The 14,078-nt window shown below is 72.6% G+C and carries 11 protein-coding genes; 8 read left to right on the plus strand and 3 right to left on the minus strand.

What is annotated here, in order from left to right; genetic code table 11:
* Positions 1-20: 20 nt before the first annotated feature.
* Positions 21-782, minus strand: a complete 762-nt coding sequence (locus B9S64_RS07640; protein WP_103489828.1) for a hypothetical protein — start codon at positions 780-782, stop codon at positions 21-23.
* 86 nt (positions 783-868) lie between these two features.
* Here B9S64_RS07640 and B9S64_RS07645 point away from each other — a divergent pair, with 86 nt between their 5' ends.
* Positions 869-1,651 carry an adenosylcobinamide-GDP ribazoletransferase gene (locus B9S64_RS07645; protein ID WP_109492006.1) on the plus strand — a complete coding sequence of 261 codons (783 nt, stop codon included), beginning with the start codon at positions 869-871 and terminating at the stop codon, positions 1,649-1,651.
* Positions 1,652-1,685: 34 nt separating this feature from the next.
* Here the strand turns inward: B9S64_RS07645 and B9S64_RS07650 are convergent, their stop codons facing one another.
* On the minus strand, positions 1,686-2,525 hold the full coding sequence (locus tag B9S64_RS07650) for an endo alpha-1,4 polygalactosaminidase (RefSeq protein ID WP_103491405.1): 840 nt from the start codon (positions 2,523-2,525) through the stop codon (positions 1,686-1,688).
* Between the two features lie 249 nt (positions 2,526-2,774).
* Here B9S64_RS07650 and B9S64_RS07655 point away from each other — a divergent pair, with 249 nt between their 5' ends.
* The 7 genes from B9S64_RS07655 to B9S64_RS07685 all read left to right on the plus strand — a co-directional run bounded on the left by B9S64_RS07655 (position 2,775) and on the right by B9S64_RS07685 (position 13,431).
* On the plus strand, positions 2,775-4,325 hold the full coding sequence (locus B9S64_RS07655) for a leucyl aminopeptidase (RefSeq protein WP_103491404.1): 1,551 nt from the start codon (positions 2,775-2,777) through the stop codon (positions 4,323-4,325).
* A gap of 359 nt (positions 4,326-4,684) precedes the next feature.
* Entirely contained in the window at positions 4,685-6,073 is a 1,389-nt protein-coding gene (gene lpdA, locus B9S64_RS07660) for a dihydrolipoyl dehydrogenase (RefSeq protein WP_028440095.1), read from the plus strand.
* 59 nt (positions 6,074-6,132) lie between these two features.
* Entirely contained in the window at positions 6,133-8,004 is a 1,872-nt protein-coding gene (gene sucB / locus B9S64_RS07665; protein ID WP_109492007.1) for a 2-oxoglutarate dehydrogenase, E2 component, dihydrolipoamide succinyltransferase, read from the plus strand.
* 193 nt (positions 8,005-8,197) lie between these two features.
* Positions 8,198-8,821 carry a GntR family transcriptional regulator gene (locus B9S64_RS07670; RefSeq protein WP_028440093.1) on the plus strand — a complete coding sequence of 208 codons (624 nt, stop codon included), beginning with the start codon at positions 8,198-8,200 and terminating at the stop codon, positions 8,819-8,821.
* A gap of 267 nt (positions 8,822-9,088) precedes the next feature.
* On the plus strand, positions 9,089-11,770 hold the full coding sequence (gene aceE, locus B9S64_RS07675; RefSeq protein ID WP_103488959.1) for a pyruvate dehydrogenase (acetyl-transferring), homodimeric type: 2,682 nt from the start codon (positions 9,089-9,091) through the stop codon (positions 11,768-11,770).
* Between the two features lie 87 nt (positions 11,771-11,857).
* Entirely contained in the window at positions 11,858-12,826 is a 969-nt protein-coding gene (locus B9S64_RS07680; RefSeq protein WP_103488960.1) for a YafY family protein, read from the plus strand.
* 83 nt (positions 12,827-12,909) lie between these two features.
* Complete coding sequence (locus B9S64_RS07685) at positions 12,910-13,431, plus strand: DUF4240 domain-containing protein (RefSeq protein WP_103488961.1); 522 nt, start codon at positions 12,910-12,912, stop codon at positions 13,429-13,431.
* 61 nt (positions 13,432-13,492) lie between these two features.
* On the opposite strand, the gene B9S64_RS07690 is transcribed toward B9S64_RS07685, so the two are convergent.
* Positions 13,493-14,023, minus strand: a complete 531-nt coding sequence (locus B9S64_RS07690; RefSeq protein ID WP_103488962.1) for a GNAT family N-acetyltransferase — start codon at positions 14,021-14,023, stop codon at positions 13,493-13,495.
* Between the last annotated feature and the right edge of the window lie 55 nt (positions 14,024-14,078).

The raw sequence follows: 14,078 nt of genomic DNA on the forward strand, positions 1-14,078 counted from the left end.
GGGAGAGCCGCCGGACGCGGTCAGGGCCGGGGCCCCGGGAGCGGTGTCCGGTCCGGGGCCCCGCCGATCAGGTCCTGGAACCTGCGGCGCGGGCCCGCCCACCGCACGTCGTGGTGGTAGGCCCGCAGGATGGACCGGGCGCGGGCCCGGTGCCGGCGGCGGTAGAGCCGCCGGGCCCAGGGAGAGGCGGGCCGGGCCAGCCGTACGGCGGCGATCACGGCGACGAACGGGACCAGGGTGCCGATCACGGCCATCCGGACCTTGCCCTTGAACAGCGCGACCAGGACGCACCCGAAGTTGGCGGCGTACGTCAGGACGACGCCCAGCCTGCCCTGCTGCTGATCCCCGCTCAGGTCCTCCACGCCGAGGGGCGAGAAGCCCGCGAGGACGAGCAGGACCAGGGACGCGGTGAGGACGACCACCTCGACGCTCTGGCGGCCCTCCTCGGTCCAGTACACGTCGTCGAGGTGGAGGATCAGGGCGAACTCGTCCAGGACCAGGCCCGCGCCGGTCCCGAAGACCACCGCGCAGACCCCGGCCGCCACGCCGTGCGTGCCGCTCGTGACCGCGCCGAAGCCGCCGACCACCGAGAGCACCACGCCCGGCACCACGTGGTGGATGTGCATCCCGCCGGGGGTGATGTTCCGGAAGGGGCCCTTGCCGGCCCGGATCATCCGGGTGACGAACCGGGTGACGGCGAAGGTGAGCACGAAGGCGGTCAGAGCGAGGAGCAGCGGGAGCTTGCCCGGTTCGACGATGTTCTGGTGCAGCCAGTGACCCATCCCACCCGCTCCTGAGAATCCGGCTCGCGGCTTTTGCGGCGTTCCGCCCAATCTAGTGCCGGACCGCACCGGCTAGCCTGCCCGCGGTGACCTCCCTGAACAGCCACGGCGTCCGTTTCGCCTTCGGCACCCTGACCGTGCTCCCCGTCCGCGTCTCCCGCTGGGACCGCGGGACAGCGCGGGCCGGCATGCTCTGCGCGCCGCTCGCCGGACTCGTGGTGGGGCTGCTCGCCGCCGTCCCCGGGGCGCTGCTCTCCCTCGCCGGGGCCGGTCCCCTGCTCGCCGCCGTCGCCTCCGCGGCGCTGCCCGCCGCCCTGACCCGGGGGCTGCACCTGGACGGGCTGGCGGACACCGCGGACGGCCTGGGGAGCGGGAAGCCGGCCGAGGACGCGCTGCGGATCATGAAGCAGTCGGACATCGGCCCGTTCGGCGTGATCACCCTGCTGTTCGTGCTGCTGGCCCAGGTCGCCGCCCTCTCCGAGCTGTACGGCCGGGGCTGGGCGCACGGTGCCCTCGGGGCCCTCACCGCCGCCACGGCGGCCCGGCTGGCGCTCACGCTGGCCTCCCGCCGCTCGGTCCCGGCCGCCCGGCCGGAGGGGCTGGGGGCGGCGGTCGCCGGGACCGTTCCGGCCGGTGCGGCGGCGGCCGTCGCCGCCGTGGTGGTCGCGGGCTGCGCGGCGGCGGGCGCGGCGACCGGCGGGTACGGGGCGGCGCGGTACGCCCTGGCCGTCCTGGCGGGCCTGGCGGCGGCACAGCTGCTGCTGCGGCACTGCGTACGGCGGTTCGGCGGGGTGACCGGCGACGTGTTCGGGGCGCTGGAGGAGACCGCGGCCACGGCGGTGCTGGTGGTGCTGGTGCTGGGCGGGTGACCGGGCGCCGGGGTGGTGACCCCCTCAGACCCCCTCAGCAGCCCTTACGCCAGGCGTCCAGCTCGTACTTCTTGAGCAGGGAGCTCAGGCGCAGCCGCCGGGACTCCGGGCAGAAGTCGGCCACCGGCAGTTCGTACTCGGCGTGGAGGACGGCCTTGCCCGCGTCGATGAACGGGGTCAGCTCCTCGCACTCCTCGTACTGGGCGCACTGCTCGTTCACCGCGAAGTCGAAGTCGTCGACCAGTTCGGGGATCTGCGGGAGGTCGTTCTTCAGGCCCACGGCCATGCCGTGCCGGTGGGCCAGGTCCGCGATCAGCCGGTTGTAGCGCAGCTGGTGGGCGGCGGTGAGCGGGAAGCCCGTGTCGTTGAGGTAGCCGTCCATGTTGTCCGGCTCCACCGCGTCGAAGCCCTTCTCGGCGCACATCTCGATCCGCTTCTCCATCAGCGGCTCCAGGACGTCGGTGCGGCGGATGTCGAGCCACCACTCCCCCTCCCAGCCGTTGCTCTTGCCGCGTACGGAGGCGGGGAACGCGTCGGCGTCCGGGCGGAAGTCCTCCCAGGCGCCGGTGGAGAGGTAGCAGATGACCTTGCGGTCCTCGGCGTGCAGCGCGGCGACCGTCTTGGCGTCCTGGTCGAAGCCGTCGATGTCGTACACCGGGGCGTCCACGGAGGTGTCGATCCGGCCGGAGAGCTGCCACTGCCAGTCCACGCCGGGCTCCGGCCGCCAGTGCTCGGCCGCCGGTGGCCGGGAAGCCGCGTCCTGGTCGCCGGAGGCGGTGCCCGGGTCGGTGGCGCAGCCCGCGAGCAGCACCGCCAGGAGGGGGACGGCGCGGAGCACCCACCTCGTCCGTGTACCGCCCGACCTGCCGCGCATGGTGCTCCCCCACTCGATCCGTACCGGTGAACGACCCTATAGGCGCTTCGGGTTCCTCCCGCACCGGGCCGGGCACAAGGGCCGTGGCCGAAGGGACGGGAGCACGGACGGACGTGCCCCCGTGAGCGGGACACAAAGGCGCGCGTAGGCTCATTCCCGGCACATTGCGGCGAGGCATACGATGCGCCGGGCACGGTCGGCCCACCCCTCGACCGGCACAGAACTCAACGGAAGCGAGATTTCACCACCGTGACTGCTCTCACTCTCAGCACTGCCGGTGCGGCGACGCTGCGCGCGGACGCGCTCGTCGTCGGCGTAGCCAAGGGCGCGAAGGGGCCGGTCGTGGCACCGGGCGCCGAAGCCGTGGACAAGGCGTTCGACGGAAAGCTCGCAGCCGTCCTGGAGACCCTGGGTGCCAGTGGTGCCGAGGGCGAGGTGACGAAGCTTCCCGCCCCGTCCGGCCTGAAGGCCCCCGTCGTGCTGGCGGTCGGCCTCGGCCGCGCCCCCGAGCGGGACGGCGCCTACGACGCCGAGGCACTGCGCCGGGCCGCGGGCAGCGCCGCCCGCGCGCTGTCCGGTGCGAAGAAGGCCGGTTTCGCGCTGCCCACCGAGTCCGCCGAGGACGCCGGGGCCGTCGCGGAGGGCGCCCTGCTGGGCGCGTACGCCTTCACCGCCTACCAGGGCGGCGAGGACAAGGTCGCCCCCAAGAGCTCCAAGTCGGCCAAGAAGTCCGGCCCCAAGCAGCCGCTGGGCGAGGTCGCCCTGCTCGGCGCGAAGCCGCGTGACAAGGCGTTCAAGGCCGCCGCCGACCGCGCCGTCGCGGTCGCCGAGGAGATCAACCGGGCCCGCGACCTGATCAACACCCCGCCGAACGACCTGTACCCGGAGTCCTTCGCCGCCGTCGCCACCGCGGCCGGCAAGGAGCACGGCGTCAAGGTCCAGGTACTCGACGAGAAGGCCCTGGTCAAGGGCGGCTACGGCGGTCTGATCGGCGTGGGCCAGGGCTCGACGCACGGCCCCCGCCTGGTCAAGCTCGCCTACACGCACCCGAAGGCGGAGAAGACCCTGGCCCTGGTCGGCAAGGGCATCACCTACGACTCGGGCGGCATCTCGCTGAAGCCGGCCGGGCACAACGAGACGATGAAGTGCGACATGAGCGGCGCCGCCGCCGTGTTCGCGACCGTCGTCGCGGCCTCCCGTCTCGGCCTGCGGGTCAACGTCACCGGCTGGCTCGCCCTCGCGGAGAACATGCCGTCCGGCAACGCCACCCGGCCCGGCGACGTGCTGCGCATGTACAGCGGCAAGACCGTCGAGGTGCTCAACACCGACGCCGAGGGCCGGCTCGTCCTCGCGGACGCGCTGACCCGCGCCTCGGAGGAGGCCCCGGACGCGATCGTCGACGTGGCGACGCTGACCGGCGCCATGGTGGTCGCGCTCGGCAACCGCACCTTCGGTGTCATGGCCAACGACGACGCCTTCCGCACGGCGGTCCACGAGACCGCCGAGGAGGTCGGCGAGGCCTCGTGGCCGATGCCGCTCCCGGACGACCTGCGCAAGGGCATGGACTCCCCGACCGCCGACATCGCCAACATCGGCGAGCGGATGGGCGGCGGCCTGGTGGCCGGCGTGTTCCTGCGGGAGTTCGTCGGTGAGGGCATCGCCTGGGCCCACCTGGACATCGCCGGCCCGGCCTTCCACGAGGGCGCCCCGTACGGCTACACCCCCAAGGGCGGCACCGGCTCCTCGGTCCGCACCCTGGTCCGGCTGGCCGAGCGCACGGCCGCGGGCGACCTGGGCTGACGCCCCGCGCGCGGCGTCCGCCGAGGACGTCCGCGCGCACCACCCGCCCGCGCCGTCCGCGGGCGGCGACACGGCCCCGGGCATACGTCCGGGGCCGTGGGCGTTCACCCGGACGGCGCCCACCGGCCGATTTTCCGAAACTTTGTACGCTTGGACCCCGGTGCGGGCCGCAGGCTCGCCCGCCCTGGACCAGGGGCCCGCGTCCCGTCCGTCCCCAACAAGTGCGAAGATGGGTTCTCGGCAGGACAGGGCCCCCACCACAGGGCCGACACTCACCAGCGGCCGCACACCAGCCGACCGGCCGGTCACACCCCAGCGACGGGGCCCGGCGTACGGCGCACATGCATGGAGGACGTGACGTGGCGAACGACGCCAGCACCGTTTTCGACCTAGTGATCCTCGGCGGCGGCAGCGGCGGTTACGCCGCGGCCCTGCGCGGAGCGCAGCTGGGCCTGGACGTCGCACTGATCGAGAAGGGCAAGGTCGGCGGCACCTGCCTGCACAACGGCTGCATCCCCACGAAGGCGCTGCTGCACGCCGGCGAGATCGCCGACCAGGCCCGTGAGTCGGCCCAGTTCGGTGTGAAGGCCACCTTCGAGGGCATCGACATGGAGGCCGTCCACAAGTACAAGGACGACGTGATCTCCGGTCTGTACAAGGGCCTGCAGGGTCTCATCGCCTCGCGCAAGGTCCACTACATCGAGGGTGAGGGCCGTCTCTCGTCGCCCACCTCGGTGGATGTCAACGGCCAGCGCGTCCAGGGCCGCCACGTGCTGCTCGCGACCGGTTCCGTACCGAAGTCGCTGCCCGGCCTGGAGATCGACGGCAACCGGATCATCTCCTCGGACCACGCGCTGACGCTGGACCGCGTCCCGAAGTCCGCCATCGTCCTGGGCGGCGGCGTGATCGGCGTCGAGTTCGCCTCGGCGTGGAAGTCCTTCGGCACCGACGTCACGATCGTCGAGGGCCTCAAGCACCTGGTCCCGGTCGAGGACGAGAACAGCTCGAAGCTGCTGGAGCGCGCGTTCCGCAAGCGCGGCATCAAGTTCAACCTCGGCACCTTCTTCGACAAGGCCGAGTACACCGAGGACGGTGTGCGGGTCACCCTCGCCGACGGCAAGACCTTCGAGGCGGAGGTGCTGCTGGTCGCGATCGGCCGCGGCCCGGTCTCGCAGGGCCTGGGTTACGAGGAGGCCGGGGTCGCCATGGACCGCGGCTACGTCCTGGTGGACGAGTACATGCGGACCAACGTGCCGACGGTCTCCGCCGTGGGCGACCTGGTGCCGACCCTCCAGCTGGCGCACGTCGGTTTCGCCGAGGGCATCCTCGTCGCGGAGCGGCTGGCCGGTCTCAAGACCGTGCCGATCGACTACGACGGCGTCCCGAAGGTGACGTACTGCCACCCCGAGGTCGCCTCGGTGGGCATCTCCGAGGCCAAGGCCAAGGAGATCTACGGTGCGGACAAGGTCGTCGCCCTCAAGTACAACCTCGCGGGCAACGGCAAGAGCAAGATCCTCAAGACCGCGGGCGAGATCAAGCTCGTCCAGGTCAAGGACGGTGCCGTGGTCGGCGTCCACATGGTCGGTGACCGCATGGGCGAGCAGGTCGGCGAAGCCCAGCTGATCTACAACTGGGAGGCGCTGCCGGCCGAGGTCGCGCAGCTCATCCACGCCCACCCGACGCAGAACGAGGCGATGGGCGAGGCCCACCTGGCCCTCGCCGGCAAGCCCCTTCACTCCCACGACTGATCCAGTCCCGGGCGCGACGACCGACCACTTCCGCATTTTCGTAAGGAGCAACTGAAACCATGTCGGTTTCCGTAACCCTTCCGGCGCTCGGCGAGAGCGTCACCGAGGGCACTGTCACCCGTTGGCTGAAGGCCGAGGGCGAGCGCGTCGAGGCCGACGAGCCGTTGCTCGAGGTCTCGACCGACAAGGTCGACACCGAGATCCCCGCACCGGCCGCCGGTGTGCTGACCTCCATCAAGGTCGCCGAGGACGAGACCGTCGAGGTCGGCGCCGAGCTGGCCGTCATCGACGACGGCTCGGGCGCACCGGCCGAGGCCCCGGCGGCCGAGGCCGCCCCGGCCGCCGAGCCCGCCGCCGTCCCGGCCCCGGCCGCCCAGGAGGCGCCCGCCGCGCCCTCCACCGAGACCGAGGCCCCGGCCCAGGCCCCGTCCGCGCAGGACACCGCCGGCGCCTCCTCGGCCTCCGGTACGGACGTCACCCTCCCGGCGCTCGGCGAGAGCGTCACCGAGGGCACCGTCACCCGTTGGCTGAAGGAGATCGGCGAGGAGGTCGCGGAGGACGAGCCGCTGCTGGAGGTCTCCACCGACAAGGTCGACACCGAGATCCCCGCACCGGTCGCCGGTGTGCTGCTGGAGATCGTCGTCGCCGAGGACGAGACCGCCGAGGTCGGCGCCAAGCTCGCCGTCATCGGCGCGCCGGGTGCCGCTCCGGCCGCCGCCCCGGCTCCGGCCGCTCCGGCGCCCGCCCCCGCCGCCGAGAAGCCGGCCGCTCCGGCCGCTCCGGCTCCGGCCGCTCCCGCCGCCCCGGCCGCGGCCCCCGCCCCGGCCGCCCCGGCTCCGGCAGCACCGGCTCCGGCACCTGCGGCACCCGCCGCTCCGGCTGCCCCGGCCGCTCCCGCCGCTCCGGCTGCCCCGGCCGCTCCCGCCGCGCCGGCCGCCCAGGCCCCGGCTGCCCCGGCCGCCCCGGCTGCCCCGGCTCCGGCCGCGACCGCCGGTGACGACGGCGCGTACGTCACGCCGCTGGTCCGCAAGCTCGCCGCCGAGAACGGCGTCGACCTGGGCGCGGTCAAGGGCACCGGCGTCGGTGGCCGCATCCGCAAGCAGGACGTCGTCGCCGCCGCGGAGGCCCTCAAGGCCGCCGCCGCGGCTCCGGCCCCGGCTGCCGCCGCCGCTCCGGCCGCCTCCAAGGCGCCGAAGCTGGAGGTGTCCCCGCTGCGCGGTCAGACGGTCAAGATGACCCGCATGCGCAAGGTCATCGGCGACAACATGATGAAGGCGCTGCACTCGCAGGCCCAGCTGACCTCGGTCCTCGAGGTCGACATCACCAAGCTGATGAAGCTGCGCAACCAGGCGAAGGAGTCCTTCGCCGCCCGTGAGGGCGTCAAGCTGTCCCCGATGCCGTTCTTCGTGAAGGCGGCGGCCCAGGCGCTGAAGGCCCACCCGGTCGTCAACGCCCGGATCAACGAGGACGAGGGCACCATCACGTACTTCGACTCGGAGAACATCGGCATCGCTGTGGACGCCGAGAAGGGTCTGATGACCCCGGTCATCAAGGGCGCGGGCGACCTGAACATCGCCGGGATCGCGAAGAAGACCGCCGAGCTGGCCGGCAAGGCCCGCGGTGGCGGCCTGACCCCGGACGACATGTCCGGTGCCACCTTCACGGTCAGCAACACCGGTTCGCGCGGTGCGCTGTTCGACACCGTCATCGTGCCGCCGAACCAGGCCGCGATCCTGGGCATCGGCGCCACCGTCAAGCGTCCGGCGGTCATCGAGACCGCCGAGGGCACCGTCATCGGTGTCCGCGACATGACGTACCTCTCGCTCTCCTACGACCACCGTCTGGTGGACGGCGCGGACGCCGCCCGTTACCTGACCACGGTCAAGGCGATCCTTGAGGCAGGCGAGTTCGAGGTCGAGCTGGGCCTCTGAGCCCCCGGGTCCTCGGTGGGTCGGGATCCGCGCGATCCGTCCGAGAGGCCCCGGCTGTAACGAGCCTCACCTGCGGCGCCCCCGTCCGGAACACTCCCGGGCGGGGGCGCCGCCGTATTGTCTAGGCACCACCGGCCGTTCCGGCAGCCGTGTTGGTGTATGCAGCACCCGGTTTGCCCCGAAGGAGCCCTTCATGACCCCGCCCGTCGTCCACTCGCTGCGCGAACAGATCCGCGAGCACATCGTGGACGGGATCGTGAGCGGACGCTGGAAGCCGGGCGAGCGCATCGTGGAGCGCCGGATCGCGACCGAGCTGGAGGTCAGCCAGACCCCCGTCCGTGAGGCGCTGCGCGAGCTGGAGACCCTGCGGCTGATCGAGTCGGCCCCCAACAAGGGCGTACGCGTCCGCAATCTCACCGCGGCCGACCTGGAGGAGAGCTACCCGGTGCGCGCCGGGCTGGAGCAGATCGCGGCGGAGCTGGCCGCGCCGGTGCTGGGCGAGGACTGCTCACGGCTCACTCCGCACGTGGCGGCCCTGTACGAGGCGGACCGGACCGCCGACGGGGAGGCCCAGGTGCGGCACACGGTCGCCTTCCACCGGGAGATGGTGCGGGCGGCGGGCAACGCGGTGCTGCTGCACACCTGGGAGGGGCTGGGCATCGAGGTGTTCACGGCCCTGTCGATCCGCTGGCTCGGCACGGTGCAGAAGTCGTACGCCGAGGAGCACCAGGCGCTCATCGACGCGTTCCTGCGGCGGGACCCGCGGATAGCGGTCCTGGTCAAGGAGCATGTCCTGGGGTGCGCCCCCCGCGCCTGAGGCGTGTGCCGGCCGATCGCCATCTGTGTCCCGTCACGCTCGTCCGTGCAGCTCAGCGCCCCTTTTCGACCTAATCGCACCGTCACTCCGTGCCCCGTTACGCGGCACCCCATGCCACTTTTCTTCATATCGAGAAGTTTTGCCTTTCACCCTTTGATCGATCATCGATCGGCCCCTTACAGTTCACTCACGGGCCCACCGGCCCTATCGCCCTGTCCTGCCAGCCAGGGACCTCTCCACCCCCTCCCACTCCGGAAGGCGGCGATCATGACCGACCCCGTAGCACAGCTTCCGAGCGAGCTCGACCAGCTCCCGGACCGCGACCCCGAGGAGACCGCCGAATGGGCGGCCTCCCTGGACGCCGTCACCAAGGCCGCGGGCCCGCACCGTGCCGCGTACCTCATGCGGCGCTCGCTCCAGCACGCGGAGGGCGCCGGTATCGCGCTGCCCAAGCTGCTGGAGACCGATTACATCAACACCATCCCCACCTCCGCGGAGCCCGCCTTCGACGGCGACCTGGAGATGGAGTCCCGGATCACCGCCTGGAACCGCTGGAACGCGGCCGCGATGGTCACCCGGGGCGCGCGCTACGGCGTCGGCGGCCACATCGCCACCTTCGCCTCGGCCGCCTGGCTGTACGAGACGGGCTTCAACCACTTCTTCCGCGGCAAGGAGGGCGACGGCTCCGGCGACCAGATCTACGTCCAGGGCCACGCCTCGCCCGGCGTCTACGCCCGCGCCTTCCTCGACGGCCGCCTCAGCGAGCAGCAGCTCGACAACTTCCGCCAGGAGTCGGGCGGGGACGGTCTGCCGTCCTACCCGCACCCGCGGCGGCTGCCCTGGCTGTGGGAGTTCCCCACCGTGTCGATGGGCCTCGGCCCGCTCTCGGCGATCTACCAGGCGCGCTTCAACCGCTACCTGACGAACCGCAAGATCAAGGACACGTCGAACTCGCACGTCTGGGCCTTCCTGGGCGACGGCGAGATGGACGAGCCCGAGTCGACGGCCGCCCTCGCCCTCGCGGCGCGTGAGCAGCTCGACAACCTGACCTTCGTCATCAACTGCAACCTCCAGCGCCTCGACGGCCCGGTCCGCGCCAACTTCCGCGTGGTCCAGGAGCTGGAAGGCGCCTTCCGGGGCGCCGGCTGGAACGTCGTCAAGACGCTCTGGGGCACCGCCTGGGACGAGCTGTTCCAGCTGGACACCACGGGCGCGCTGGTCCGCCGGCTCCGCGAGGTGCCGGACGCGCAGTTCCAGACGTACGCGACCCGGGACGTGGCCTACATCCGCGAGCACTTCTTCGGCGCCGAGCCCGCGCTCGCCGAGCTGGCGAAGCTGCTGAGCGACGCGAAGATCGCGGAGTGCTTCTACTCCTCGCGCGGCGGCCACGAGGCCCGCAAGGTGTACGCGGCCTACCGCGCCGCCCTGGCGCACAAGGGCGCGCCGACCGTGATCCTGGCGCAGACGGTCAAGGGCTACACGCTCGGCAAGGGCTTCGAGTCCAAGAACGCCAACCACCAGATGAAGAAGCTGTCGGTCGACGAGTTCAAGAGCATGCGCGAGCTGCTCGGGCTCCCGATCCCGGACAGCGCCTTCGCCGACGGCCTGGTCCCCTACGGCCACCCCGGCGCCGACTCCCCCGAGGTCCGCTACCTCCAGGAGCGCCGTGCCGCGCTCGGTGGCCCCGCCCCCGCCCGCCGGGTGCACTCGGTGACCCTGCCCGCGCCGGAGGAGCGCGCCTTCAAGGCCCTGTACAAGGGGTCCGGCAAGCAGGAGATGGCCACCACCATGGCGTTCGTGCGCCTGGTGAAGGACCTGATGCGGGACAAGGAGACCGGCAGGCGCTGGGTGCCGATCGTCCCGGACGAGGCCCGTACGTTCGGTATGGAGTCGCTGTTCCCGTCGGCCGGCATCTACTCGCCGCTGGGCCAGACGTACGAGCCGGTCGACCGCGACCAGCTGATGTACTACAAGGAGGCCAAGGACGGCCAGATCCTCAACGAGGGGATCACCGAGGCCGGTGCCATGGCCGACTTCATCGCCGCCGCCACGTCGTACGCGACGCACGGCGAGACGATGATCCCGTTCTACATCTTCTACTCGATGTTCGGCTGGCAGCGGACAGGCGACCAGATGTGGCAGCTCGCCGACCAGCTCGGCAAGGGCTTCATCGTGGGTGCCACGGCCGGCCGTACGACCCTGACGGGTGAGGGCCTCCAGCACGCGGACGGCCACTCGCACCTGCTCGCCTCCACGAACCCGGCGTCGCTCAACTACGACCCGGCGTTCGCCTACGAGATCGCGGTCATCGTCAAGGACGGTCTGCGCCGGATGTACGGCCAGGCGGCCCCGGGCGAGGACTCGAACGTCTTCTACTACCTGACGGTCTACAACGAGCCCAAGCAGCAGCCCGCGATGCCCGAGGGCGTCGAGGAGGGCATCGTCAAGGGTCTGTACCGCTTCAAGGAGGGCACGCCCGCCTCGGCGGACGCCCCGCGGATCCAGCTGCTCGGTTCCGGTACGGCGATCCACTGGGTGCTGGCCGCCCAGGAGTTGCTGGCCGCCGACTGGGGGGTCACGGCCGACGTCTGGTCCGCCACCTCGTGGGGCGAGCTGCGCCGTGACGCGCTGGAGTGCGACGAGGCGCTGCTCCACGGTGAGCAGCGGGTGCCCTACGTGACCCAGGCGCTCTCCGGCGCCCCGGGTCCGGTCCTCGCGGTGAGCGACTGGATGCGTGCGGTCCCGGACCAGATCAGCCAGTGGGTGGAGCAGGACTGGTCCTCGCTGGGCACGGACGGCTTCGGTCTCTCGGACACCCGCGAGGGTGCCCGCCGGCACTTCGGTGTGGACCCGCAGTCGGTCGCGGTCGCCGCGCTGGCCCAGCTGGCCCGCCGTGGGGAGATCCCGGCGTCCAAGGTCAAGGAGGCCCGGGAGAAGTACGGGCTCTGACACGGGGTGCGGGGCGGCCTTCCGGGTGTTCCCCGGGGGGCCGCCCCGTCGTCGTGTCCGGGCGGGCACGGCCCGCACAATGGCCGCATGCGTGCTGCCCGGCTCATCAAGATGGTCCTGCTCCTCCAGTCCCGGTCCGTCATGACCGCCGCCGAGCTGGCGCGGGAGCTGGAGGTCTCGGAGCGGACGGTCACCCGGGACGCCCAGGCGCTGTCGGAGGCGGGCGTGCCGGTGTACGCGGGCCGGGGCCGGGCCGGCGGCTACCGGCTCGTCGGGGGCTACCGGACGCGGCTGACCGGGCTGGCCCGTGAGGAGGCCGAGGCGCTGTTCCTGTCGGGTCTGCCGTCCGCGCTGCGCGAGATGGGGCTCGACGACGCGGCGTCGGCGGCGCGGCTGAAGGTGACGGCCGCCCTGGTCCCCTCCCTCCGCGACGCCCCCCGGACGGCCGCCCGGCGGTTCCATCTGGACGCGCCGGGCTGGTTCCACGAGCCGGCCGGCCCCGGGCTGCTGCCGGAGATCGCGGAGGCGGTCTGGGACGACCGGCTCGTCCGCGCCCGCTACCGGCGCGGCTCCGGGGACGAGGTCGAGCGCGAGCTGTCCCCGTACGGGCTCGTGCTGAAGGCGGGCGTCTGGTATCTGTGCGCCCGGGTGGAGGACGACGTCCGGGTGTACCGGGTCGACCGGTTCACGGCGGTCGAGGTGTCGTCCACGCGTTTCGAGCGGGACGAGGACTTCGACCTGCCCGGTTTCTGGGAGGAGCGGGCCGCGCAGTTCGCCCGGTCCCTCCTGCGCACCGAGGTGACCGTCCGGCTGTCCGGGGCGGGGATGGAGCTGCTGCCGCGTGCGGTGGACCGGGCGGCCCTGGACGACGCGCTCGCCTCGGCGTCCGCACCGGACGCGGACGGTCTGCGCACGCTCGTCCTGGCGGTGGAGTCGGAGGAGGTCGCCTACGACCGGCTGACGGCTCTGGGGCCTGAGGCGGAGGTCCTGGCGCCCGGCACGCTGCGGGCCCGCTTCGCCGGGGCCGCCGCACGGCTGCACGCCCTGTACGGCTGAGCGCCTGTCACCGGTTCCCGGTCGTGCCGTCTTTGCCCGCTGGGCGTGCGTGGCCCGGCGTCAGGGCGGATGCTGGAGCGGTGATGGACGAGACGGAGTTCTGGGAGATCGTCGACAGCACCCGCGAGGCCGCCGAGGGCGACCCCGACGACCACGCCGAGGTGCTCGTCGAGCGGCTGGTGCGGCTCGATCCCGAGTCCGTGCTGGACTTCGCCCGGCACTTCGAGGCCCGCTACAACCGCGCCTACCGCTGGGACGTGTGGGGCGCGGCGGCCGTCCTGCTGGGCGGTGCGGACGACGACGCCTTCGACTCCTTCCGGTGCTGGCTGATCGGGCAGGGCCGGGAGGTCTTCGAGGGCGCCGTGCAGGACCCGGACACCCTCGCGGAGATCCTGGAGGACTTCGACGAGGAGTTCGACGGCGACGGCGAGGAGCTCGGCTACGCCGCCGACGAGGCGTACGAGCAGCTGACCGGCGTGGTCTCCCCGGACCTGGGCCTGCCGCCGCAGCCTCAGCAGCCGGAGGGCACACCGGTGGAGCCGGACGACGAGGCGGCCCTCGCGGAGCGGTTCCCGATGCTCTGGGAGCGTTTCGGCGCGATGTGACCGGCCGGTCGTGCCGAGCGCCGTCTCACGGGGTCGGCGAACGGTCGCGCCCGGCGCCGTCTCACGGGGTCAGCGAACAGCCCATCAGGACGTCGTCCACGTACCGGCCGTCCAGGAAGATCTCTCCGGGCAGCACGCCCTCGACGGCGAACCCCTCCGAGGCGTAGAGGGCCCGCGCGGGCGCGTTGTGCCCGAGGACCCGCAGGGTCAGCCGTACCGCGCCCTGCCGCCGCGCCTCGGTGTGGGCGGCCCGCAGCAGCGTCCGGGCGAGGCCCTGCCCCCGCGCCCACTCGGCCACGGCCAGGCCTTGTATCTGCCGTACGTGGGCGGTGGCGGCGAGCGGGGTGGGGCAGGCCAGCCGGATGTACCCGGCGAGCCGCCGTCCGCCGTCGTCGGTGTCCGCCTCCGCGAGGAGGAACTCCTCGGGCCGGTGCCGGTCGTCGAAGAACGGGGGGTACGGGGGCCGGGGCCTCGGCTGTACGGAGTGCAGCGTGGACCAGGTGGCCCGGTCGAGCTCCGCGAGCGCGGGCTCGTCGGCGGGACGTGCGGGACGGACGGGGCACAGGGAGCGGAACTGCGGTGCGGACGGCATGGCTGCCACTGTGTCACGCCGTCGCGGTCCGGCGGTGTGGCGGGAGTGGGTGACG

The sequence above is a fragment of the Streptomyces sp. SM18 genome (assembly GCF_002910775.2).
Lineage (GTDB): Bacteria > Actinomycetota > Actinomycetes > Streptomycetales > Streptomycetaceae > Streptomyces > Streptomyces halstedii.